The 21,692-nt window shown below is 72.4% G+C and carries 18 protein-coding genes; 7 read left to right on the top strand and 11 right to left on the bottom strand.

Features of this window, described 5'->3' with window-relative positions:
- Window positions 1-9: 9 nt before the first annotated feature.
- The 3 genes from dusB (at window position 10) to PZE19_RS12935 (ending at window position 3,444) form a co-directional block, all read left to right on the top strand.
- Entirely contained in the window at window positions 10-1,107 is a 1,098-nt protein-coding gene (dusB, locus tag PZE19_RS12945) for a tRNA dihydrouridine synthase DusB (RefSeq protein ID WP_277861042.1), read from the top strand.
- A 24-nt stretch (window positions 1,108-1,131) separates the two neighbouring features.
- Window positions 1,132-1,827 carry a hypothetical protein gene (locus tag PZE19_RS12940; RefSeq protein ID WP_277861041.1) on the top strand — a complete coding sequence of 232 codons (696 nt, stop codon included), beginning with the start codon at window positions 1,132-1,134 and terminating at the stop codon, window positions 1,825-1,827.
- 138 nt (window positions 1,828-1,965) lie between these two features.
- On the top strand, window positions 1,966-3,444 hold the full coding sequence (locus PZE19_RS12935; RefSeq protein WP_277861040.1) for an aldehyde dehydrogenase family protein: 1,479 nt from the start codon (window positions 1,966-1,968) through the stop codon (window positions 3,442-3,444).
- 81 nt (window positions 3,445-3,525) lie between these two features.
- Here PZE19_RS12935 and PZE19_RS12930 read toward each other — a convergent pair whose 3' ends face one another.
- From PZE19_RS12930 to PZE19_RS12905, 6 genes are all read right to left on the bottom strand, one after another.
- On the bottom strand, window positions 3,526-4,620 hold the full coding sequence (locus PZE19_RS12930) for an alkene reductase (RefSeq protein ID WP_277861039.1): 1,095 nt from the start codon (window positions 4,618-4,620) through the stop codon (window positions 3,526-3,528).
- 267 nt (window positions 4,621-4,887) lie between these two features.
- Window positions 4,888-6,531: a phosphoglycerate dehydrogenase gene (serA, locus tag PZE19_RS12925; protein WP_277861038.1), complete on the bottom strand. Its 1,644-nt coding sequence runs from the start codon at window positions 6,529-6,531 to the stop codon at window positions 4,888-4,890.
- Window positions 6,532-6,670: 139 nt separating this feature from the next.
- Window positions 6,671-7,825: a pyridoxal-phosphate-dependent aminotransferase family protein gene (locus tag PZE19_RS12920; protein WP_277861037.1), complete on the bottom strand. Its 1,155-nt coding sequence runs from the start codon at window positions 7,823-7,825 to the stop codon at window positions 6,671-6,673.
- A gap of 140 nt (window positions 7,826-7,965) precedes the next feature.
- Window positions 7,966-8,400 (bottom strand): phosphoribosyl-AMP cyclohydrolase, encoded by a 435-nt coding sequence (gene hisI / locus PZE19_RS12915; RefSeq protein WP_277861036.1) that lies wholly within the window; start codon window positions 8,398-8,400, stop codon window positions 7,966-7,968.
- On the bottom strand, window positions 8,400-10,160 hold the full coding sequence (locus tag PZE19_RS12910; protein ID WP_277861035.1) for a tetratricopeptide repeat protein: 1,761 nt from the start codon (window positions 10,158-10,160) through the stop codon (window positions 8,400-8,402). The genes hisI and PZE19_RS12910 overlap by 1 nt, the downstream gene beginning before the upstream one ends.
- 119 nt (window positions 10,161-10,279) lie before the next feature.
- The gene (locus PZE19_RS12905; RefSeq protein WP_277861034.1) at window positions 10,280-12,523 is read right to left on the bottom strand and encodes a tetratricopeptide repeat protein; all 2,244 of its coding nucleotides are present in this window, start codon (window positions 12,521-12,523) and stop codon (window positions 10,280-10,282) included.
- 153 nt (window positions 12,524-12,676) lie between these two features.
- Here PZE19_RS12905 and PZE19_RS12900 point away from each other — a divergent pair, with 153 nt between their 5' ends.
- Window positions 12,677-13,651, top strand: coding sequence for a S1/P1 nuclease (locus tag PZE19_RS12900; RefSeq protein WP_277861033.1), 975 nt, complete (start codon window positions 12,677-12,679; stop codon window positions 13,649-13,651).
- On the opposite strand, the gene PZE19_RS12895 is transcribed toward PZE19_RS12900, so the two are convergent.
- The 3 genes from PZE19_RS12895 to PZE19_RS12885 form a co-directional block, all read right to left on the bottom strand.
- Complete coding sequence (locus PZE19_RS12895; protein WP_277861032.1) at window positions 13,633-13,821, bottom strand: hypothetical protein; 189 nt, start codon at window positions 13,819-13,821, stop codon at window positions 13,633-13,635. The genes PZE19_RS12900 and PZE19_RS12895 overlap by 19 nt on opposite strands.
- Before the next feature lie 165 nt (window positions 13,822-13,986).
- A complete protein-coding gene (locus PZE19_RS12890) occupies window positions 13,987-14,370 on the bottom strand; it encodes a DUF559 domain-containing protein (protein ID WP_277861031.1) in 384 nt (127 codons plus the stop codon).
- A 124-nt stretch (window positions 14,371-14,494) separates the two neighbouring features.
- Entirely contained in the window at window positions 14,495-15,514 is a 1,020-nt protein-coding gene (locus PZE19_RS12885; protein WP_277861030.1) for a sugar phosphate isomerase/epimerase family protein, read from the bottom strand.
- Window positions 15,515-15,726: 212 nt separating this feature from the next.
- On the opposite strand from PZE19_RS12885, the gene PZE19_RS12880 reads away from it, so the two are divergent.
- The 3 genes from PZE19_RS12880 to PZE19_RS12870 all read left to right on the top strand — a co-directional run bounded on the left by PZE19_RS12880 (window position 15,727) and on the right by PZE19_RS12870 (window position 18,399).
- On the top strand, window positions 15,727-16,395 hold the full coding sequence (locus PZE19_RS12880; protein ID WP_277861029.1) for an HAD family hydrolase: 669 nt from the start codon (window positions 15,727-15,729) through the stop codon (window positions 16,393-16,395).
- Complete coding sequence (locus tag PZE19_RS12875) at window positions 16,392-16,937, top strand: tetratricopeptide repeat protein (RefSeq protein WP_277861028.1); 546 nt, start codon at window positions 16,392-16,394, stop codon at window positions 16,935-16,937. Before PZE19_RS12880 ends, PZE19_RS12875 begins: the two co-directional genes overlap by 4 nt.
- A 127-nt stretch (window positions 16,938-17,064) precedes the next feature.
- Entirely contained in the window at window positions 17,065-18,399 is a 1,335-nt protein-coding gene (locus PZE19_RS12870; protein WP_277861027.1) for a Gfo/Idh/MocA family protein, read from the top strand.
- Between the two features lie 151 nt (window positions 18,400-18,550).
- Here PZE19_RS12870 and PZE19_RS12865 read toward each other — a convergent pair whose 3' ends face one another.
- Complete coding sequence (locus PZE19_RS12865; RefSeq protein WP_277861026.1) at window positions 18,551-20,023, bottom strand: protein adenylyltransferase SelO; 1,473 nt, start codon at window positions 20,021-20,023, stop codon at window positions 18,551-18,553.
- Between the two features lie 160 nt (window positions 20,024-20,183).
- Entirely contained in the window at window positions 20,184-21,674 is a 1,491-nt protein-coding gene (locus PZE19_RS12860) for a sulfatase family protein (RefSeq protein ID WP_277861025.1), read from the bottom strand.
- Window positions 21,675-21,692: the final 18 nt, after the last annotated feature.

The following is a 21,692-nucleotide window of genomic DNA, read 5'->3' as shown; positions in this document are numbered from 1 at the left end:
AGTTGATCGTTGAGCCTTCGCGAACCCTCGCCATTGTACCCGCCGGTCCCGCCGATCGCCCGCGAGCCGCTGCGGATCGGCGGCGTCGCGGTCCCCTCGCGGTTCTTCCTCGCGCCCCTGGCCGGCTACACGAGCCTGGCCTTCCGCCTGGCCGTCCGCTCGCTGGGGGGCCTCGGGCTGGCGACGACCGACCTGGTCAACGCCCGCTCGCTCATCGAAAAACGCCGCCGCGCCCTGGAACTCGCCGAGACGAGCGAAGCCGACAGGCCGCTCTCGATCCAGATCTACGGCCAGGTCGAGGCCGAGATGGAGCAGGCGGCGCGGTACGTCGCGACGCACGGGGCGACGATCGTCGACATCAACATGGGTTGCCCCGTCCGCAAGGTCGTGAAGACCGGCGGCGGCTCGGCGCTCATGTGCCAGACGCAGCTCGCGACGGACCTCGTCTCGGCGGTGGTGAAGGCCGCGGGCGTGCCCGTGACGGTCAAGATGCGGCTGGGCTGGGACTCGCAGACGCTCTCGGCGCCGGCCCTGGCGCGGGCCTTCGAGCAGGTCGGCGTCGCGGCGGTGATCGTCCACGGCCGGACGCGCGCCCAGGGGTTCTCCGGGGCGGTCAACCGCGAGGGGATCCGCGCGGTGGTCGAGGCCGTCGACTCGATGCCGATCGTGGCCAACGGCGACGTCCGCTCGATCGCCGACGCGGCCTCGATGATCGCCGACACCGGCTGCGCGGCCGTCTCGATCGGCCGCGGGGCGCTGGCGAACCCGTTCTTCTTCCGCCAGCTCGACTGCTGGACCCGCACCGGCGAACCCGGCCCCGACCCGACCTTCGAGGAGCGGCTCGACTTCATGAGCACGCACTTCCACGGCCTGCTCGAACGCCGTGGCGAGCACTACGCCTGCCTGCAGTTCCGCAAGATCCTCAAGTGGTACTACCACTTCACCCGGATGCCCCGGAAGTTCTACCTCGAGCTGATCAACCTCCGCTCCTCGGCGATTTTCGACGAGGTCGCCGCCGCCGTCCGGAACGAGGGACCCAGCTCGCCCCTCCCCGGCCACTTCGAGGCCCACGTCCCGGTGCCGTCGGGGCCGATCGAGGTGTGGTGAGAAGCTGACCGATCGGAGGTCTGCATGAGTGATCAAGAGGCCCTGCTGGCGCGCTGGAAGGCCCTGGCCGGGGACCATTCGAGGCGGCCGTGGACGCCCGACCATCTGGCCGGGTTCTTCCAGAACTTCCGGCCCCACGGCGTGGGGCTTGCCGAGGTCTTCGAAGGGGTCGAGGGGGCCGACGAGATCACGCCTCGCCTCCTGGAGATCTATCGTGCGACGGCGGAAGGCTGGCGGGACGACGGCGGCTACGACGCGTATTTCAACGTGAAATCCCCAGTCCCGCTGGCGGCCCCGCGCGCCGTCGAGCTGGTCCTCGGCCATCTGGAGAAGGTCCGGGCCATGGCCGAGGTGCTCGGCCGCGACGACCTGGTCGCGAGCCTCGATCCCGCGCCGGCGGTCGACGTCGTCGTCGGCGAGACGCCATGGCCGCCCGGCCCCGACGACGTCGAGTCGACGATCTACGAGGTCGTCGGCGACTACATGGCCCTTCTGACGCCGCGCGAGAGCCCGGCCCTCGGGATGGAAGAAGGGCTCTGGACGATCGCCGGCGATTACAACCTGCGGCACTACGTCCTCTGGCCGCTGTATCGCGGGGTCGGGACGATCGAGGAGCCGTTCCAGCCCTACTTCGAGCTCTGGCGGCATGGCGCGGGCTACCGTTTCACGCCCGAGGGGGCCGTGCACGTCTACACGCCCGCAGGGGCCGCGTCGCCCTGAGGCCGGTTTTCTTTCCGACGGGCGCCCCCTAAGATGGGGGAATACGATCGATCGGCAGGACCGCCCGCCCCGTCGCGGGCGGGGTCCCCTCTCTGTCCCGTTCGGCGACGATCACCCGACATCGGAAAGGACGTGCGCATGGCCACCGCGACCCAGCCTCGCCGCAGCAAGCCCGCCGCCTCGTACCAGACGAAAATGCTGATCGACGGCCAGTTCCGCGACGGCGTGGAGGGCAAGACCTTCGCGACGATCAACCCGGCGACCGAGAAGGAGATCGCCCAGGTCGCCGAGGGGACCGCCGCCGACATCGACCTGGCGGTCAAGGCGGCGCGGAAGGCGTTCGACGTCGGCCCCTGGTCGAAGATGGACGCCCGCGACCGCGGCCGGCTGATGTACAAGCTCGCCGACCTGATCGAGGCCAACATCGACGACCTCGCGGCCCTGGAGAGCCTCGACAACGGCAAGCCGCTGAAGGAGGCGCGCCACGGCGACCTGCCGCTGGTGGTCGACTGCCTCCGCTACTACGCCGGCTGGGCCGACAAGCTCACCGGCGACACGATCCCCATCCGCGGCAACTATTTCTGCTACAGCAAGCGGGAGCCCGTCGGGGTGGTCGGCCAGATCATCCCCTGGAACTTCCCGATGCTGATGGTCGCCTGGAAGTGGGGCCCCGCGCTGGCGGCGGGCTGCACCGTCGTCATGAAGCCGGCCGAGCAGACCCCGCTGACCGCCCTGCGCATGGGCGAGCTGGCGATGGAGGCGGGCTTCCCCGCCGGCGTGATCAACATCGTCCCCGGCTTCGGCGAGCCCGCCGGCGCGCCGCTGGTGGCGCACAAGGGGGTCGACAAGATCGCCTTCACCGGCTCGACCGAGGTCGGCAAGATCATCATGAGGAACGCGGCGCAGACCCTGAAGCGGGTGACGCTGGAGCTGGGGGGCAAGAGCCCCAACATCGTCTTCGCCGACGCCGACCTCGACGCGGCCGTGGACGGGGCCATGCTCGGCCTCTTCCTCAACCAGGGCCAGTGCTGCTGCGCCGGCAGCCGCCTGCTGGTTCAGGACAAGATCTACGACCAGATGGTCGACAAGCTCGCCGCGGCGACCGAGAAGCGGAAGGTCGGCGACCCGTTCGCGGCCGACACCGACCAGGGCCCGCAGATCGACCAGACCCAGTTCGACAAGATCCTCGGCTACATCGAGAAGGGCAAGGAGCAGGGGGCCCGCTGCGTGGCCGGCGGCGAGCGCTCGGGGACCGAGGGCTACTTCATCAAGCCCACCGTCTTCGCCGACGTGAAGGACGAGATGGACATCGCGGTCGAGGAGATCTTCGGCCCGGTCATGCAGGTGCTGAAGTTCAAGGACGTCGACGAGGTGGTCCACCGCGCCAACACGACCGACTACGGCCTGGCCGCCGCCGTCTGGTCGCGCGACATCGCCAAGGCCCACTCCATCGCCGACCGCCTGCGGGCCGGCACCGTCTGGATCAACTGCTACGACGTCTTCGACGCCGCCGCCCCGTTCGGCGGCTTCAAGTCCAGCGGCATCGGCCGCGAGCTGGGCGCCAAGGCCCTCGACAACTACACCGAGCACAAGACGGTCACCGTGTCGCTGAAGTGAAGCCGCGGCTCCGGGGGCCCGCCGCGCGGGATCGAACGATGAGGGGCGTCGGCCGTTCGCGGGCCGGCGCCCCTTCGTCGTTCAATTCGCGGACGCCAGCGCGGGGTAGTCGGTGTAGCCGTGGTCGTCGCCGCCGTAGAAGGTGTGGACGTCCCAGGGGGCCAGCTCGGCCCCGACGCGGAGACGCTCGACGAGGTCGGGGTTGGAGATGAACGGCCGGCCGAAGACCACGAGGTCGACGCGCCCGGCCGCCAGCGCCGTCGCGGCCGTCGCCCCGGTGAAGCCGCCGACCCCCAGGATCGGGCCGCGGTAGAGCGGGCGGAGCAGGTCGATGGGGTTGAACGGCGGGGCGGTGCCGCGGCCGTAGCCGCTGTCGTAGCCGACGTGCAGGTAGGCCAGGCCCAGCGGATCGAGCCGCCGGACGAGGTGCGTGTAGGTCGCGGCCGGGTCGTCGTCGAAGGTGTCGTTGACGGTGAAGCCGGGGGCGATCTTGATCCCGACCCGGTCCGCGCCCCGCACGTCGCAGAGGGCCTCGATCACCTCCAGCGTGAACCGCGACCGCCCCTCGACCGAGCCGCCGTAGGCGTCGGCGCGGCGGTTCGAGCCGGTGACCTGGAACTGGTTGGGGAGGTAGCCGGTCGCCGCGTGCAGCTCCACGCCGTCGAAGCCCGCCGCGATCGACAGCTCGGCCGCCCGGCGGTACTCGGCGACGACGGCCGGGATCTCGTCGGCCTCCAGCGCCCGGGGCGTCTCGAAGGGGGCCTTGCCCTCGAACGTGTGGATCGAGCCGGCGACGGCGACGGCCGACGGGGCAACCGGCAGGGCGCGGCCGGGGAGCAGCGACGAGTGCGACACCCGGCCGGCGTGCATGAGCTGGACGAAGATCCGGCCGCCGGCGGCGTGGACGGCGTCGGTCACCTTCCGCCATCCCGCCGCCTGCTCGTCGTTGTGAAGGCCGGGAGGGTGGGTGTAGCCGCGCCCCATCGGGCTCGGGTGCGTCCCCTCGGTGATGATGAGGCCGGCGGAGGCCCGCTGCGCGTAGTACCGGACCATCCGCTCCGAGGGGACGCAGCCCTCGTCGGCGCGGATGCGGGTCATCGGCGACATCACGATGCGGTTGGGCAGCTCCAGCGGCCCGATCCGCACCGGCGTGAACAGGTCCGTCGAAGCGCCCATCCGTCGTCCTCCCCGAGATTCGATCGGCCGGCGCCGGCGGAACGACGCCCGCGCCTGAGGGCGGACCGTCGGTGATCGCCGACGCGAACGTCCCCGCCCCGATCGCCGGGGCCCGTCGAGCTTCGCGGCGACGGCCCGCGCGGCCCTTCATTCCGCGCCAAGAAGCCGGCGGCGATAGAGGGTTCAGGCCTGGAGGGGGCGGAGGGGCGACGATCCGCGGGGCGATCCCCGGGCGAGGGGCGATCCCTCCCGCCCGGGGCGATGCGCTCAGGAGCCCAGCCAGCTCGGCAGCTCGCCCTGGGCGGGGAGCTTGATGAGGCGGACGCTGAGGATGTCGGGGTGCTTGGCGACGGCGTCCAGGTCGTCCTGGGTGGGGATGCCGTCGAGGTTGACGACGCCGATGGCCTCGCCGCCGGGCCGCTCGCGGCCGACGTTCATCTGGGCGATGTTCACGCCGCGGTCGCCCAGGGTCGTGCCCAGGAAGCCGATCAGGCCGGGGCGGTCGTTGTGCGTGAAGGTCAGCAGCGGGCCGTCGAAGTGGGCGTCGAGCTGGAACGAGCCCAGCCGGACCAGCCGCAGGAACTCCTTGCCGAACAGGGTGCCGGCCGCGACGTAGGTCTTGCGGTCGGTCGTCACCTCGGCCTGGATCAGCGTGCCGAAGTCGCCGGGGGCGTCGACGATCTTCTCCTCGATGATCAGCCCGCGCTCGCGGGCGAACGGCAGCGCGTTGACGAGGTTGACCGACTGCGCGAGCGAGGCCTCCATCAGGCCGGCGGCGAAGCAGGCGGTCAGGAGCTTGGTGTTCTTGAGGGCGGCGTCGCCGCGGTAGGTGAGCACGGCCTTGGTGATCGCGCCGCGGTCCATCTGGGCGTGCAGCAGGCCCAGCCTCCAGGCGAGGTCCAGGTGCCCGCGCAGGTCCTGCATCTCGGCCCGGTCGAGGGTCGGCGTGTTGACCGAGAACCGGACCTGGCCCCGGATCAGGTAGTCGCACAGGAGCCTGGCGGCCTCGACGGCGACGTTGACCTGGGCCTCCTCGGTCGAGGCGCCGAGGTGGGGGGTGACGACCGTCTTGGGGTGGGCGATGATCGGGTCGTCGGCCGGCGGCGGCTCGGGGTCGAAGACGTCGATCGCCGCGCCGGCGACCTTGCCGGCGTTCAGGGCCTCGAGCAACGCGGCGTCGTCGATCAGGCCGCCGCGGGCGCAGTTGATGATCCGGACGGTGGGCCGCATCGAGGCGATGGCCGCGGCCGAGACGACGTGGCGGGTCTCGGGGGTCAGCGGCGTGTGCAGGGTGATGTAGTCGCACTGCGGCCAGAGGTCGTCGAGCTTGTGGACGAACTCGACGCCGTGCTCCTGGGCCTTCTCGGCCGAGAGCAGCGGGTCGTAGCCCAGGACCTTCATCTCGAAGCCCAGCGCCCGCTGGGCGACGGCCAGGCCGACGCGGCCGAGGCCGACGACGCCCAGGGTCTTGCCCTCGAGCTGGACGCCGGTGAGGCTGTTGCGGTCCCACTTGCCGGCCTTGAGGCTGGCGTCGGCCCGGGCGGTGTTGCGCGACAGGGCGAGCATCAGGGCCATGGTCTGCTCGGCCGTGGAGATCGTGTTGCCGCCCGGCGTGTTCATGACGACGATGCCCTGGCGGGTGGCCGCCGGCACGTCGATGTTGTCGACCCCGACCCCGGCCCGGACGATCGCCTTGAGCCGCGTCTGGCCCTCGAGGACCTCGGCCGTGAGCTGGGTGCCGGAGCGGATGGCGATCCCGTCGGCGTCCTTGAGGGCCTCCTTGAGCGCCTTCGGGTCCTTCGCCAGCTTCGAGTCGACGACGACCTCGACGTCCTTCTCGGCGCGCAGCAGCGCCAGGCCTTCTTCGGAGAGCTTGTCGGTCACGAGCACGCGGTACGCCACGCTGGTCACTCCGGGGGGTCGATTGGAGGCCGATGGAAATGGGAAAGCCGGGGGGGCGGGCTCCCCGGCGGGCGTTCGAGGCGCCCCGCCGGGAATCCCGCCCCGCCGACGTCGTGGGTTGGATTCGGTCGCGATCTCGGCCGGCACGTCACGCCAGGGCGGCGGCGCCCTTGCCGATGAGGACCTGCTGCGCGGCGGTGACGGCCTTGCCGGGCTCGACGTCGAATCCGAGTTCGGCCAGGGTCATCTCCAGGGCGGCGAGGGCGGCGATCACGTCCAGCTCGTCGGTGTAGCCCATGTGGCCGATCCGGACGATCTTGCCCTTGAGCTTCGCCTGGCCGCCGACGGTGGTCACGCCGAAGCGCTCGGCCATCTTGCCGCGGATCTGCGAGTCCTTCATCCCCTCGGGGACGCGGAAGGCGGTCAGGCCCTCGGCGGGCCGGGCGCTGAAGAGTTCCAGCCCGAGCGCCTGGACGCCCGCCTGGCAGGCCTCGCTCATGACGCGGTGCCGCTTCCAGACGCCTTCCATGCCCTCGGCCCGGATCCGCTTGAGGGCGGCCCGCAGGGCCAGGATCAGCGTGTGGGCCGGCGTGTAGGGGGTGTCGAACTCCTTGGCCTTGCTCCGCGCGGCCTTGAGGTTGAAGTAGAAGCTGCGCGCGTCGAAGGCCTCGATCTTGGCCCAGGCCTTGGGGCTGACGGAGATGAACGCAAGGCCGGGGGGGAGCATGAGGGCCTTCTGCGAGCCGACGCAGAGGACGTCGATCCCCCACTCGTCGGTCCGGCATTCCATGGCGCCCACGCCCGAGATGCCGTCGACGATGAAGACGGCGTCGGACTCGGCGACGACCCGGCCGATGGCCTCGACGGGGTGGCCGGTGCCGGTGGAGGTCTCGGACAGGGTGCCCAGGACGGCGACGGCGTCGGGGTGCTGCTTGAGGGCCTCGGCCACTTGGTCGGGGTCGACGGGCTTGCCCCACTCGGTGTCGAGCATCACGGCGTTCAGGCCGAACGCCTTGCAGAGCGAGCCCCAGCGGGCGGCGAAGTGGCCGGCGTTGAGCACGATGGCCTTGCCGCCGGGGGGGACGACGTTGACGACCGCCGCCTCCATCGCGCCGGTGCCGGACGACGTCAGGATCATCACGTCGTTCTGGGTCTGGAAGACCTCCTTGAGGCCCTCGGACACCTCGACGATGACCTGCTTGGCCTCGTCGGATCGGTGGTGGATGACCGGCCTGGCCAGCTCGAGCAGCACGTCCTCGGGGACCATCGCGGGGCCCGGGGTCATCAATCGCGGCTTTCGCATCGACTCTTCATCCTCTACGGTTGCGGCCGGTGGGGAGGGGCCTGGCGGCCCCGGATCGACCAGGTACTCATTCTAGTAAGGCGAGGACGTCCCCGGTAAGGGGACTTCCCGGCGGCGTGGCCGCCGTGCCACACGCCGGCTCAGCCCGCGTCGGGGGCCGGCGGGGGGTCGCCGCCGCCGTGGTAGACGGCCTCGGCGTCGAAGACGGGCTCGCCGACGACCTCGAGGCGGCCGTCGGCGGCGACGCGGCGGAAGAAGCAGCTGCGGTAGCCCTCGTGGCAGGCCCCGCCGACCTGGCGGGCCTTGACGAGGACGACGTCGGCGTCGCAGTCGACGTGGATCGACTCCACCTCCTGGACGTGGCCCGAGGTCTCCCCCTTGAGCCACCCCCGCCGCCGCGAGCGCGAGTAGAAGTGGGCCAGGCCGGTCTCCAGGGTCTTGACGAGGGCCGACTCGTCCATCCAGGCCATCATCAGGACCTCGCCGGTGGCGGCGTCCTGGACGATGGCGGGGACCAGGCCGTCGGCGTTCCAGGCGATCGTGCGGAGGAAGGCGGGGGTCGCGGCGGGGGGCATCAGTCTCGTCCCATCGATTCCAGGAGTCGCCTGGCGCGGCGGTCGACCCCGCGGAGCCCGAAGGCCGGGGCGAGCCGGACCGCCTCGTGCAGGAAGGGCCGGGCGTGGGCGGGGGAGCCGGCGTCGAGCAGGGTCTCGGCGGCGTCGAGGGCGAGCCGGGCCCCGTCGAACGAGCCGTCGAGGATCGCCCTGTACGCCTCGACCGCCTCGTCGGGGCGGCCGGTGCGGGCGAAGATCTCCGCCCGCCAGACGTCGAGCCCCCGCTTCTGGTTCGCGGCGGCCAGCGGCTTGACCTGGTCGATGCGGTCGAGGGCCTCCTCGGGGCGGCCCTCCTGCATCGCCCGGCGGACGAGGCACGCCCCCAGGTCGGCGGCGTCGGCGCGGGCGAGGGCGTCGGGGCGGCGGAGCAGCTCGTCGGCCAGGGGGGCGGCCAGGGCGTCGTCGTGGAGGCCCTTCGCCGAGAGGAAGGCCTCGCCCAGCTGGTGGTCGTCGAGGTCGCCGGGGGTCAGGGCCCGCAGCTCCCAGGGGCTGGCGCAGCTCAGGTCGGCGTGGTCGACCGAGGCCGGGTCGACCGGGTCGAGGCCGAGGCGGCGGCGGAGCCGGTCGAAGGGGTAGCCCTGGTACAGGCCCATCGAGCTGGGCCGCGCCCCGAGCTGCTCGCGGAGGCGGACGACGGCGGCGAGCTTGGCCCCCGCCTGGTCGTCGCCGGCGTGGGCGTCGTGCGCGGCGGCCAGCGGCGAGAGGCCGTCGAGCCCCTGGCGGGGGCGGTGGATCCAGCGGTCCTCGTAGTAGTCCTCGACGACCTCGCGGGTCCAGCGGTCGGCGTCGCCGCGGTCGCGGCCCTCGGGGAGGCGGACGGTCCAGACGGCGGCGTCGAGGAAGGGCAGCGGCAGGGGGGCGGCGGCCCGCTCGACCTCCTCGTCCGGGTCGCCGATCAGGAGCCTCAGGCGCTCCTCGGCCTGCTCCAGGCCGTCGACGCGGGGGCTGGAGAGCCGGAGCATGCCGGGCCCGACGTACACCGTGGCCAGCACCTGCGGCAGCTCGGAGGCCGCCACGCCCTCGCGGTCGGCGGCGGGGAAGGGCCGGTCGAGCCACTCCAGCACCTCGAGGTCCGCCAGCTTGGAGTCCGGGCGGGTGGGGTCCTGGGGCGTGGGGATGCGGCGGATCTCGGGGAAGAGGGCGAGCAGCTCGTCGACGTCGACCTGCTCGTCGTCGCGGGGGAGGCTGCAGGCGTAGCGGAGGTCGTCGGCGAGGACCTCGGCGCCGCCCCCCTGGCGGAGGACCTCGGCCAGGGTCCAGGCCTCGACGGCGCCCTCGGCGTCGTGCGAGGCCTCCAGGGCCACGACCCGGTCCAGGCACTCGACGGCCTCGCCGTCGCGGCCCCGCCAGGCCAGGCAGAGGGCGCGGTTGAACCAGGCCTCGACGTCGTCGGGGGCCTCCTCGGTCAGCCGCTCGAACACGGCGGCCGCGGCGTCCAGCTCGTCGGCCCCGCCGGCCCGCATGCGCAGGTCCCAGCGCGCCCGCTGGTCGGGCGTCCGGGGCTGGCGGAAGCGGTAGGCCTTGCGCGCCGCCAGGGGCAGCTCGTGGGCGCTCTCCAGGGTCGCCAGGGCCTTGCGCGCGGCGGTCGAGCCGGGCTCCGCCCGCAGGGCCCGCTGCCAGGCGCCCCAGGCCGCCAGCGGGCGCTGGGACATGAGGTGGTTCCAGCCTTCGTGGACGAGGGCCAGGGCCGCTTCGCTTTCGTTCCGGGTCGTGGAGGCCATCCGCGGTGTCCTGGACTGGGTGGGCGGTTCCGGGCGGGGCGCTGCGCCGTCGGGGAGGAGGACGAGTCTCGGATCGAGTCCGTTCGTTCGAAGTCGGGAGGCGTCGCGAGGCGTCCGGGTCAGCGGCCGGGGAAGATGATCCGCGGCTTCTCGGCCGGGGCGGCCGGCGCGGCGGCCGGGCCCGAGCCGGGGGTCCAGATGCCGCCGCCGCCCCTGCCCCCGCCGCCGGCCTGGGCGCCGGGGGTCCAGATGCCGCCCCCCGCCGGGGCGCCGCCGACCGCCTGCACGCGGGGGCCGAAGCGCGCCAGCAGGCCGTACAGCACCGTCGGGTCGGCGACGTACTTCGTCGGGTCTTCGGGCGAGGGCGCCAGCTCGATCAGGCCCAGGTCGATCAGGTGCGAGAGCACCTGCTGCATCCCCTGGGCGTTCCCCTCGTACCGCGACAGCACCGCGGCCACCTCGGGCACCCAGCTCTCGGGGCCGTCGAGCATCGTGCGGATCCGGACGTCCAGCATGTCCCACGACGGGGCCGTCGCGCCGCGCCGCGCCGCCGGCTCGGTCTCGCGGCCCTTGCGGACCCAGCCCAGGGCGGCCTCGCGGTCGCCGGAGAGGGCCGCGTCGATCGCCAGGTCGGAGAAGACCTGGATCGTCGGGAAGCCCTCGCGCTCCAGCAGCCTGCGCCGCGAGGCGATCTCGCGGGCGGACCGCACGACCACCTCGGTCAGGCCCCACTGGTGGGCCCGCTCGCGGAGGTCCACCAGGCGTTCGTCGTCGAGCCCGTGGGGGTCGACCTTCGCCAGGCGGCCGACGTGGACCCGCTCCAGCTCCACGTCGATCGGGTCGATGGCCGGCTCGGCCGGCACGCCCAGGCGGGCCCGCAGCGCGTCCCAGTCGATCAGGCCCTGCCAGTTGCCGTGGGCCTCCAGCAGCGTCAGGGCGGCCCGCAGGGGGACCTCGAACTTGCCGCCGCGGCCCGCCTCGACGGGCGTCTTGCCGCCCAGGAAGACCATGGGGGTCTCGACCCAGCGCTTCTGGACCCGCTCGGCGCCCAGCCGCCCCACGAGGGAGCGCTGCTCTTGCGGCGGCGTCCCGGCCGGCGGCTGGCAGGCGAGGTCGAGGACCAGGGACTGGCGGGAGACGCGGCCGAGGATCTTGGTCCGGGGGTGCGCCGGGGGGATCGTGTGGCCGGCGATCGCGGCGAGCCGGTCGATCAGGTCGTTGAGCCGGCCGTCGTCGAAGGTCTCCAGCTTGACGGCGTCGGCCGCCACCACGATCGAGCCCGCGACCAGGGGCAGGTCGCCCGGCTCGGCCTTGGCGCCGTCGGCGATCCGGGGGCGGTCGAGCAGCGCGAACTCGAGCTCGTCGCCCGGCTCGGCCTCGGCGTCGACGCGCTCGACGCAGGCCTTCTCGGCGCGGAGGCGGGCGAGCAGGCCCTCGCGGTCGCGGAGCGGCCAGCTCAGCTCGACCTCCTCGACGGGGTCGTCGCCGACGTTGGGGTCGACGAGCTGGGCGAGGGCCTCGAGGTCGACGACGTCGGTCGTGGCCGGGGCCCCGGCGATCCCCCGCCGGATCGCCGCGGCGGCGGCGGGGTGGTCGGCCAGCCGCAGGCGGCAGAGGCCCTGGTTCACGTCGGCCGCGCGGCCGACGGCCGGGTCGCCCGAGAGCAGTTCGAACGCCGCCGAGGCCCGCTCCAGCAGGCCGAGGCCGGCCCAGTCGGCGGCCTCCTGGAACCGCCGCCGCGCGTCGTCGCCGGCGGCCGCGGGGCAGGGGAGGAGGTCGTAGGGGTTCTTCAGCCAGGGCGAGGTCGACGGGTTGGCGCACAGGGTCGCCGTCAGCTCCTCGCGCATCGCCTCGGCCCGCTCCGAGCCCCGCTCGGCCGGGCCGCCGTCGGCCAGGCCCAGGTGCTCGAGCGCCGCCGGGACGTAGCCGGCGCGGAACAGGGTGGCGCCGAGCGACGTGGCCAGGTCGGCCGGCGCGGGCTCGTGCTCGTCGGCCGACCGCTCCAGCAGCTTCTGGAACAGGTCGACGGCCCCCCGGACGTCGCCCGCGGCCTGGAGCAGGCGGAGCTTGACGTTCAGCGCGCCGAGGTGGGCGGGCTGCTTCTTCAGCAGGGCGTCGACGATCTCGCGGGCCTCCGACGACCGCCCCAGCATCGCCAGCAGGATCGCCTTCCGGAGGATCAGCCAGGGGGTGTCGGGTAACTTCGCGAGCCCCTCGTTGAGGGCGGCCAGGGACGCCTCGCTCTGCCCGTTCCGCTCCAGGCGCATCGCGCGGTCGACGTACGTTTCCGCCTTATGGCAGCACCATTTGAACTTCTGACCGCTGCCGCAGGGGCAAAGGGAGTACGGGTCGACCGCCGCCATCGTCGTCGTTTCCTTGGGGAGGGGGACTGCGCGAGCACTGGGGCCACACTAGCAAAACCGCGCCGCCGGCGTCTATGCTGATGCCGACGCGCCCGAGCCCCGCGCGGCGCAGGCTCGGGGCGTCCTTCGATCCCGGTCCGGAGCGGTCCCGACATGCCTTCCCAAGCAGCACCGACGCGGCCCTCGGCGGGCCGCGCGAAGCCCCCGCGGACCCTCGCGCGGCGGCTCGCCGCGGCGACCGCGGCCCTCCTCGTGGCGGTCGCGGCCGCGGCCCCGAAACCGGCCTTCGCCTGGGGCCGCAACGCCCACCGGGCGGCGGCCCGGCTGGCCGAGAGCCGCCTCACCCCCGAGGCCCGCGCGCTGGTCCGCGAGCTGCTGGACGAGGGCGAGTCGCTCGCCGACGCCTCGACCTGGGCCGACGAGAACAGCCGCGACATCCCCGGCAGCGCGTCGTGGCATTTCGTCAACGTGCCGATCACGGCCGAGCGCTACTCGCCGCAGTATTGCCGCGACGGCTGCGTCGTCTCGCGGCTGGCGGAGTTCCGGCGGATCCTCGCCGACCCGACGGCCCCCAAGCCGCGGCGGCGGATGGCCCTCCGCTACGTCGTCCACCTCGTCGAGGACGTCCACCAGCCGATGCACGTCGGCGACCGCCGAGACCGCGGGGGCAACACCGTCCAGCTCTCGTACTTCCGCGACGAGTTCACCAACCTGCACCAGGTCTGGGACTCGGGCATCCTCCGCGTCGGCTTCCGCAACGAGCGCGAGCTGGCCGACGCCCTGTTCGACGTGGCCCGCCGGCCCGAGGCCCGCAACTGGCTCGGCGGCGACGCCGAGGACTGGGCCGACGAGAGCCTGAAGGCGGCCAAGAAGGCCTACCTCATGCCCGGCACCAACGAGTTCATCCGCCCCGGGGCGCGGCTCGGCCGCGAGTACCAGGACGCCCAACTCCCCGTCGCCGTCGAGCGCCTGGCCCGGGCCGGGATGCGGCTCTCCGACGTCCTCAACGCCGACCTCGCGCCCCCGAAGAAGAAGGCGCCGGCCCCGAACGCCGTCCCCGCGCCCCACTTCAACCGCGACCGCCGGCCCAGCCGCGGCGCCGCGCCGGCTCAGCCCTCGCCGCGCTGATCGGCCTTCGGCTCGGGCTTGCCGGCCGCCTTCGGGTCGGCCTCGGCGGGCTTGGGGGCCGCGTCGTCCTCGTCCTTCTTCGGCTCATCGGCCCCGTGCTCCGGGGGCCGACGGCCGAAGATCTGCTCATGATTCGGGAATCCATACTTCCTGACGATCGGGCCGCTCATGGGTGTGCTCCGCGAGGAGGACGAGGCGTCGGGGTGGCGATCCCGACCATAACGGCCTTCCCCCCCGGCGGGGGAAGGTGGCCCGAAGGGCCGGATGAGGGGGAAGACGAGCAGGGATGCTGTCGACGTTCGAGATCCGAGATCTCGGCAGGCCTCGCGATCGTCTCAGCGGGATTCGATCCCGTCCAGCCTCCGAGTGCAAGCGAGGATCGAATCGACGACCGCCCCGACGTCCGCGAGCCCGTCGTCGTTCGACACTCGGAATACGCACGGATTCCGGGATTCGAGCCAGGCCTGCCGGGCGAGGTCGTACTCGGCACGGCCGATATGGCTGTCCCCGTCCAGCTCGACGACGAGGCGGCGAGCCGATTCGTAGAAGTCGACGACGAGAGCGCCGAAGGGGACCTGCCGCCGAAACTTCAGGCCGGACGTTCGGAGGCTTCGGAGCGCCTGCCAGAGCGACCTCTCGGGCATGGTCATGTCGCGACGCAAGCGGCGGGCGCGATCCAGGGGGTCGGCGGGGGTGGAATGCTCGAATTTCGGGTCCATCGCTCGCCTTGGCTCGGGACGAAGAGCGGGACGTGAACTCCGGCGGCCGACTTGCTCGTCTTCCCCCTCATCCGGCCCTTCGGGCCACCTTCCCCCGCCGGGGGGGGAAGGGGCTTCACGGGTCTCAGGCGCCGGCCTTGGCCTGGCCCTCGGCGAAGGCCTGGTCGAAGAGGCGGCCGGGGGTGGCGAAGATCATCTTCTCCTTGACGAAGCGGGCGGCCTCGGCGGCGCCGTACTCGCGGTCCATGCCGGGGTCTTCCCACTCGACGGAGAGCGGGCCCTCATAGCCGATCTCGTTGAGCGCCCGCGCGATGGCGTTGAAGTCGACCTGGCCGCGGCCCGGCGAGCGGAAGTCCCAGCCCCGGCGGGGGTCGCCGAAGTTGATGTGCGAGCCCAGGATCCCCGACTTGCCGTCGAGCGTCAGCGCCGCGTCCTTGACGTGGACGTGGTAGATGCGGTCGGGGAAGGCGCGGATGAAGGCGACCGGGTCGACGAACTGCCAGATCAGGTGGCTGGGGTCGAAGTTGAAGCCGAACTCGGGGCGTCGGTCCAGCGCCTTCAGCGCGGTCTCGGCCGAGTGCAGGTCGAAGGCGATCTCGGTCGGGTGGACCTCCAGCGCGAACTTCAGGCCGAGCTTCTTGAACTCGTCGAGGATCGGGTTGAAGCGGTCGGCCAGGTCCTTGTACCCGGCCTCGATCATGGCGTCGGAGACGGGCGGGAACGAGTAGAGGAGGTGCCAGATCGACGAGCCGGTGAAGCCGTTGACGACCTTCACGCCGAGCTTGGCGGCGGCGCGGGCGGTGTCGATCATCTCCTTCGCGGCCCGCTCCTTGACCCCCTCGGGCTTGCCGTCGCCCCAGACGTGGGGCGGCAGGATCAGCTTGTGCCGCTCGTCGATGACGTCGCAGATCGCCTGGCCGACGAGGTGGTTCGAGATCGCCCACGTCTTGAGACCGTACTTGCCCAGCAGGTCGTGCCGGCCCTGGCAGTACTTGTCGTCCTCGAGCGCCTTCTGGACGTTGAAGTGGTCGCCCCAGCAGGGCAGCTCGATCCCCTCGTACCCCCACTTGCTGGCCTTTTCGCAGATCGACTCGATCGGAAGGTCGGCCCACTGGCCGGTGAAGAGCGTCAAGGGGCGCGACATCTGATGGTCTCCCTGCATGGGGAAGGACGAGCGACGGAGGTTCGGGGCACGACCCGGCTTCGACGGCGGCGGCGCGCCAGGTTCGCGGAAGCGGAAAAGGCAAAATAGCGCCCCCCGGGGGCGTTGTCAACAATTTGACGGCCCGCGCGGGCCGGGGGATAATGGCCCTCGCGGCGTTCCCCGCCCTACCCGACGACCCCGCGCGACGTCCCATGGCTCCAACCGCCGTCCTGTTCGATTTCGACGGCGTGATCGCCGACGCCGAGAACTACCACGTCGCCGCCTGGCAGCGCACCCTGGTGCGGATGGGCTGGGAGGTCGCCGACGAGGTCGCCGCCCGCGCGGTCGAGCAGGACGACCACGCCTTCGCCGCCGAGCTGTTCGCCGACCGCGGCGTGGTCGAGGCCGACCTCGACGGCTGGGTCCGCAAGAAGCAGGAGCTGACCGTGCGGATGATCCGGCTCCACCCCCGGGCGTACCCGGGCGTCGCCGAGTTGTTCCGCGCCCTCGCCGGCCGTACGCGGATCGCCGTCGTCTCGACCACCTGGCGCGAGAACGTCGAGGCCCTGCTGGAGGCCGCGGGCCTCGCCGACGCCGTCGAGCTGATCGTCGCCAAGGAGGACGTGAAGGCCCTCAAGCCCGCGCCCGACGCCTACGTCCGCGCCCTGAAGCGGCTGAGGGTGGCCGCGTCGCGGGCCGTGGCGGTCGAGGACTCGCCCCGGGGCCTCGCCGCCGCCGAGGCCGCCGGCCTCCGCCGGCTGGCCGTCGGCCATCGCCGCGAGGCCGGCGACTGGGTCGGCGACGCGGATTTCGTCCCGGCGTTCGAGCCCCTCGCCGACGTCCTCGCCCAGCTCGGCTTCCCCGATCGGAACCCCGCATGACCCCCTCCAACGGACATCCCAAGGATCCTTCCCGGCGGCCGAACGGGCCCGGCGGCCCGCAGCGCCGGCCCCGCCCCGGCCCCGGCGGCCCCGGCCCCCGCGAGCACCGCCCCGGCCCGATCGGCCTCCGCCGCGTCGAGGGCGAGCTGTTCGAGCTGGTCCACCCCGCGTGCGTCGAGGAGACCGACCTCGACTACCAGGAAGGCCTGGAGATCTGGAAGGCCGGCGAGCCCGAGGAGGCCCGCGACGCCCTCCGCTTCGCCCTCGAAGGCTGCCCTGACAACCTCTGGGTCCACGTCGCCCTCGGCGACCTGGCGCTCAAGGAGTTCCGCGACCCCCGCCTGGCCCAGGGACATTACGGCTACGCCTTCGAGCTCGCCCAGCGCGCCCTCCCCCCCGACTTCGCCGGCCGGCTGCCGCGCGAGCGCGAGGCCAACCGCCCCTTCTTCGACGCCCTCCAGGGCCTCATCGCCTGCCTGCGCGCCGTCGGCGAGGGCCGCGAGGCCGACAAGCTCCAGAAGCTGCTCGAAAAGCTCCGCTGATCGCGGCCCGTCGGAAATCGGTCGTCGGGCGGATCGATGGTGGCGAGGGCCCCCGGGCCGGTCTACAATCGGGCGCGGCCATTCCTCATGGATCTCGACCGACGACCCCTTCCGGCGGAGCCCCACCATGCGCGAGCGGAACCGACGTCACTTCCTCCACGACACGGCGGCCCTGGCGGCGGCGATCGCGGCCCTGCCCGCGGGCCGGGCCCTGGCCGAGCCCGAGGACGCCCCCGCGCCCGACACGGCCAAGCGCAGCGCGAATGAGACGATCCGCGTGGCGGTCGTGGGCGTCAAGGGCCGGGGGATGGACCACGTCGACGGCTTCAGCCGCCAGCCCAACGTCAAGGTCGCGGCGATCTGCGACATCGACGAGAACGTCATCGGCCCGGCGAAGCAGCACCTGGAGAAGCTCGACCCCAAGTCGCCGCCGAAGTACTACCAGGACATCCGCAAGCTGCTCGAAGACAAGGATATCGACGTCGTCTCGATCGCCACGCCCAACCACTGGCACGCGCTCGCGGCCATCTGGGCCTGCCAGGCCGGCAAGGACGTCTACGTCGAGAAGCCGGTCAGCCACAACGTGACCGAAGGCCGGCGGATCGTCGACGCCGCCCGGCACTACAAGCGAATCGTCCAGACGGGCACCCAGTGCCGCAGCCACAAGGCCGTGATCGACGCGGTCGCTTTCCTCCGCTCGGGCAAGCTCGGCAAGGTCTACATGGCCAAGGGCCTCTGCTACAAGCCCCGAGGCTCGATCGGCCACAAGCCCGACGGGCCGGTCCCGGCCGGCGTCGACTTCAACGTCTGGCTCGGCCCCGCCCCCGAGCGGCCGTTCAACCCCAACCGGTTCCACTACAACTGGCACTGGTTCTGGGACACCGGCAACGGCGACCTGGGCAACCAGGGCATCCACCAGATGGACCTCGCCCGCTGGGGGATCGCCAAGAACGAGTTCCCCAAGACCGTCATGTCCTCCGGCGGCCGGTTCGGCTACGAGGACGACGGCGAGACCCCCAACACCCTCTCGACGTTCTTCGAGTTCGACGACGTCGAGCTCCAGTTCGAGGTCCGCGGCCTGATCACGAACCCCGAGCAAGAGGTCAAGATCGGCAACATCTTCTACGGCACCGAGGGCATCCTGACGATCGACGGCTACAACACCTTCCGCACCTACTTCGGGCCCAAGCTCGAGCCCGGCGAGTCGGGCAAGGGGGGCGGCGACCACTACGCTAACTTCCTCCAGGCCGTCCGCGCCCGCGACCCCAAGATCCTCAACGCCGACATCGAGGAAGGCCACCTGTCGAGCGCGTATTGCCACCTGGGCAACATCGCCTATCGCCTGGGCCGCAAGCTCCACATCAACCCCGCCTCCGAATCGTTCGTCGACGACTCCGAGGCCGACGCCATGCTCACCCGCCCCTACCGCGCCCCCTTCGTCGTCCCGGCGAAGATCGGCTGAGCGGGTCGGCCTTTTGAATCGGTCGGGGAGGGAAGGTCGTCGGCGTCCACGCCGGATCACGACGTCCTTCGCCCCGGCCGGGAAGGCGGCCCGTGGCGGCGGGAGACAGGCCGCAGGATTTCGCCGCTTCGCCGGATCGCCTCGGGGCTCGTCACGTCCCGCAGAAGGTGCGATAGCCGCACTCGTCGGGCGGCGGGGCCTGATACCGCGATACGTCGCCCCGGGGTTCATAGGGCGACGCCAACGCGGAAAGCAGGTCGTGAAGCGGGGACAGATCGTCGCGGTCCTCGGCGGCGGCCAGCGCCTCCTCCACCTGGTGGTTCCGCGGGATGACGGCCGGGTTGGAGGCCCGCATCAGGGCGACGGCCGCGTCGGGGGGCTGGCCGTCCCGGCCCAGCCGTTCCCGCCACCGGCCATGCCATGCCAGGAATTCCGGGTCGCCTTCCGATGGCCGCTCCGGCGACAGGTCGCGGAATGTGTTCACGAAATCGGCCCGGGATTTGTGCATCCAGGCCAGCAGCGCGGCGACCAGATCGGCGTCGCCCGGCTCGCCGGTCCGGAGCCCCAGCTTCCTCCGCATCCCGGCCAGCCAGTAGCCCTCGAACGCGGCCGGGAACCCTGCGAGCACCTCGGTGGCGGCCGCGATCGCCTTCGCCTCGTCGGGGTCCAGCAGCGGCAGCAAGGTCTCGGCGAGCCGGGCCAGGTTCCACAACGCGATGTCCGGCTGCCTGCCGTAGGCGTACCGGCCGGCACGATCGATCGAGCTGAACACCGTGTCCGGGTCGTACGCGTTCATGAACGCGCAGGGGCCGTAGTCGATCGTCTCCCCGGAGACCGCCATGTTGTCGGTGTTCATCACGCCGTGGATGAACCCGACCAGCTGCCAGCGGGCGATGAGGGCGGCCTGGCGGTCGGCGACGGCCCGCAAAAACTCCAGGTACTTCCCGGGGACGCCGGCCAGGGCCGGGTCGTGGCGGTCGATCGCGTAGTCGGCCAGGGCACGCAGGGTGGGCTCGTCCCCCAGGGCCGCCGCGTACTCGAACGTCCCGACGCGGATGTGGCTGGCGGCCACGCGGGTCAAGATCGCCCCACGGCGGGCCGTTTCGCGATAGACCGGCTCGCCGGTGGCGACCACCGCGAGGCTGCGGGTGGTGGGGACGCCGAGGGCCGCCATGGCCTCGCTGACGATGTACTCGCGGAGCATGGGCCCGAGCGCAGCGCGGCCGTCGCCGCCCCGGGAGAACCGCGTCCGCCCCGAGCCCTTGAACTGGACGTCGACGAGGCCGCCGGCGGGCGTGCGGTGCTCGCCCAGCAGGATCGCGCGGCCGTCGCCCAGCATGGTGAAATGGCCGTACTGGTGGCCGGCGTAGGCCTGCGCGATCGGCCGAGAGCCGGCCGGCAGCTCCTGCCCGGCGAACAGGGCGGCGGCCCCCTCCGGCGCCGCGGCGTCGAGGTCGAGGCCGAGCTCGCCCGCCAGCCGGTGGTTGAGAATCGAGGCCCGCGGCTCGCGCACCCGGGCCGGCGTCGCCGGGACGGAAAGGGCGTCCGGCAGCCGCGCGTAGGTGTTGTCGAACCGCCACCCGAAATCGTCGGCGTCCGCGCCCGATACGGCCCCGGTGACCATCCTCGCTCCTCTTCCCGTGACGCGCCCGCTCTCGGGGCGGGCGACTGCTGATGCAAGGCCGTTACGGGCGCTGTCGTGCAACTTCGGGGCCGCGGGATGGGCGAGGGGGCGGCGCTCGCCCGTCCCGCGGCCCCAGGCGGCCGCCGGTGGCCGGTTCGAATCACCCCCGCCGGGCGACGTCGCGCAGGGGCGGCAGCTCGTCGAGGGCCTCGCGGGAGAGGGCGTCGACGAAGCGGCGGAGGGACAGCTCGAGGTGCTCGGCCGTCTCGCCGTGCTGCTCGATGACGTCGTTCTGGTCCCAGCGGTCCTCGGGCTTGCGGTACAGCTCGGGCCGGCGCGGCTCTTCGGGGTCGTCGACCAGGGGGACGATCATGTGCCAGACGTGGGTGCGGATGGCGTATTCCTCGACGTCCATGCCCATGCAGGCGTAGTCGCGGATCTTGGTCTGGTCGCCGCGGACGAGGGGGAGCAGGTCGCGGCCGTGGATCGGCGGCGCGTCTTCGGGGGGGTGGACGCCGAAGAAGCCCAGCAGGGTGGGCAGCAGGTCGACCGTCTGCACGATCGCCTGGTGGCGGATGCCGCCGTGCTTCGCGCCCGGCATGCGGATGATCAGCGGGGTGTGGATCAGCTCCTCGTAGAGCCAGGGGCGGAAGCGGCGGACGAAGCCGTGCTCGCCGAGGGGCTCGCCCTGGTCGCTCGTGAAGATGATCAGCGTGTCCTTGTCGCGGCCGGACTTCTCCAGGGCGTCGAACAGCTCGCCGAGCCAGCGGTCGACCATGGTGACGGCGCCGGCGTAGGTGCGCCGCAGGCGGTACAGCTCGGCCTCGCCGAGCACGTCGCCCACCGCGCCGGCGGGGACGTCGATCAGGACCGCGACGTCCTCGATGTCGATCTCGGGCTCGTCGTCGGTCGAGTCGTCGACGAGGTCGCCTTCCTCGTCGGCCTCGAACTCGTCGGGCTCGATCGTGGCGTACTGGTCGCGATACGGGTCGGGGAGGTCCCAGGGGCCGTGGGGGCTGAACAGGTCGAGCCAGAGCAGGAAGGGCTCCTTGTCGCCCTCGCGACGGCCGACCCAGTCGATCGCGGCCTTCACCGTGCGGGCGACGCCCGTGTTCTCCTCATCGTCGGTCTTGAGGACCTTGCGGTTGCGCAGGAACTGCTCCCAGCGGGTCCGCCAGCGCCCGGCGGTCTCGGGGTCGTCCTCGTCCTCGGGGAGCCGCAGGCCGGGCTCGTCCTCCAGGCGGACGCCGCGGGCGCGGGGGTCGTCGGCGGGGATGTAGGGGTCGTAGCCCTGGCCCCGGATCCAGATCACGTCGTCGAACCCGCGGCCGTAGCCCATGCCGGTCTCGCGGAGGAAGGGCGAGTCCGAGATCAACGCCGTGCGCACGCCCCGGCCGCTGAGGAAGTCGGGCAGGATCCGCTCGTCGTTCCGCAACGGCGTCCAGCCCAGGTCGGGGTCGGTGAAGCCGTAGCGGCCCGTCCACCAGCTCCGGCGCGTGGGGAGCGTGGTGAGGTTCTCCGGGAAATGGTGGTCGAACACCACCCCCTGCGAGGCCAGGCGGTCGAGGTTCGGCGTCTCGATCCAGGCGTTGCCGTAGGCGCCGAGGAATCCCAGATGCACGCTGTTGCAGGCGACGACGATGGCGTTCATGGGCACCATTGTAATGAC

The organism is Paludisphaera mucosa, from assembly GCF_029589435.1.
In the GTDB taxonomy this organism is placed as follows: Bacteria; Planctomycetota; Planctomycetia; order Isosphaerales; family Isosphaeraceae; genus Paludisphaera; species Paludisphaera mucosa.
The sequence above is the reverse complement of the archived record's forward strand: the minus strand, read 5'-3'. Positions and strand labels throughout refer to the sequence as shown.

Coding starts and splice junctions, on each gene's coding strand:
- PZE19_RS12935 (WP_277861040.1), top strand. CDS start 1,966: ATGGCCACCGCGACCCAGCCTCGCCGCAGCAAGCCCGCCGCCTCGTAC.
- PZE19_RS12880 (WP_277861029.1), top strand. CDS start 15,727: ATGGCTCCAACCGCCGTCCTGTTCGATTTCGACGGCGTGATCGCCGAC.
- PZE19_RS12885 (WP_277861030.1), bottom strand. CDS start 15,514: ATGTCGCGCCCCTTGACGCTCTTCACCGGCCAGTGGGCCGACCTTCCG.
- PZE19_RS12870 (WP_277861027.1), top strand. CDS start 17,065: ATGCGCGAGCGGAACCGACGTCACTTCCTCCACGACACGGCGGCCCTG.
- PZE19_RS12930 (WP_277861039.1), bottom strand. CDS start 4,620: ATGGGCGCTTCGACGGACCTGTTCACGCCGGTGCGGATCGGGCCGCTG.
- PZE19_RS12920 (WP_277861037.1), bottom strand. CDS start 7,825: ATGCGAAAGCCGCGATTGATGACCCCGGGCCCCGCGATGGTCCCCGAG.
- PZE19_RS12875 (WP_277861028.1), top strand. CDS start 16,392: ATGACCCCCTCCAACGGACATCCCAAGGATCCTTCCCGGCGGCCGAAC.
- PZE19_RS12890 (WP_277861031.1), bottom strand. CDS start 14,370: ATGGACCCGAAATTCGAGCATTCCACCCCCGCCGACCCCCTGGATCGC.
- PZE19_RS12865 (WP_277861026.1), bottom strand. CDS start 20,023: ATGGTCACCGGGGCCGTATCGGGCGCGGACGCCGACGATTTCGGGTGG.
- PZE19_RS12905 (WP_277861034.1), bottom strand. CDS start 12,523: ATGGCGGCGGTCGACCCGTACTCCCTTTGCCCCTGCGGCAGCGGTCAG.
- PZE19_RS12895 (WP_277861032.1), bottom strand. CDS start 13,821: ATGAGCGGCCCGATCGTCAGGAAGTATGGATTCCCGAATCATGAGCAG.
- PZE19_RS12860 (WP_277861025.1), bottom strand. CDS start 21,674: ATGAACGCCATCGTCGTCGCCTGCAACAGCGTGCATCTGGGATTCCTC.
- PZE19_RS12940 (WP_277861041.1), top strand. CDS start 1,132: ATGAGTGATCAAGAGGCCCTGCTGGCGCGCTGGAAGGCCCTGGCCGGG.
- PZE19_RS12900 (WP_277861033.1), top strand. CDS start 12,677: ATGCCTTCCCAAGCAGCACCGACGCGGCCCTCGGCGGGCCGCGCGAAG.
- hisI (WP_277861036.1), bottom strand. CDS start 8,400: ATGCCCCCCGCCGCGACCCCCGCCTTCCTCCGCACGATCGCCTGGAAC.
- PZE19_RS12910 (WP_277861035.1), bottom strand. CDS start 10,160: ATGGCCTCCACGACCCGGAACGAAAGCGAAGCGGCCCTGGCCCTCGTC.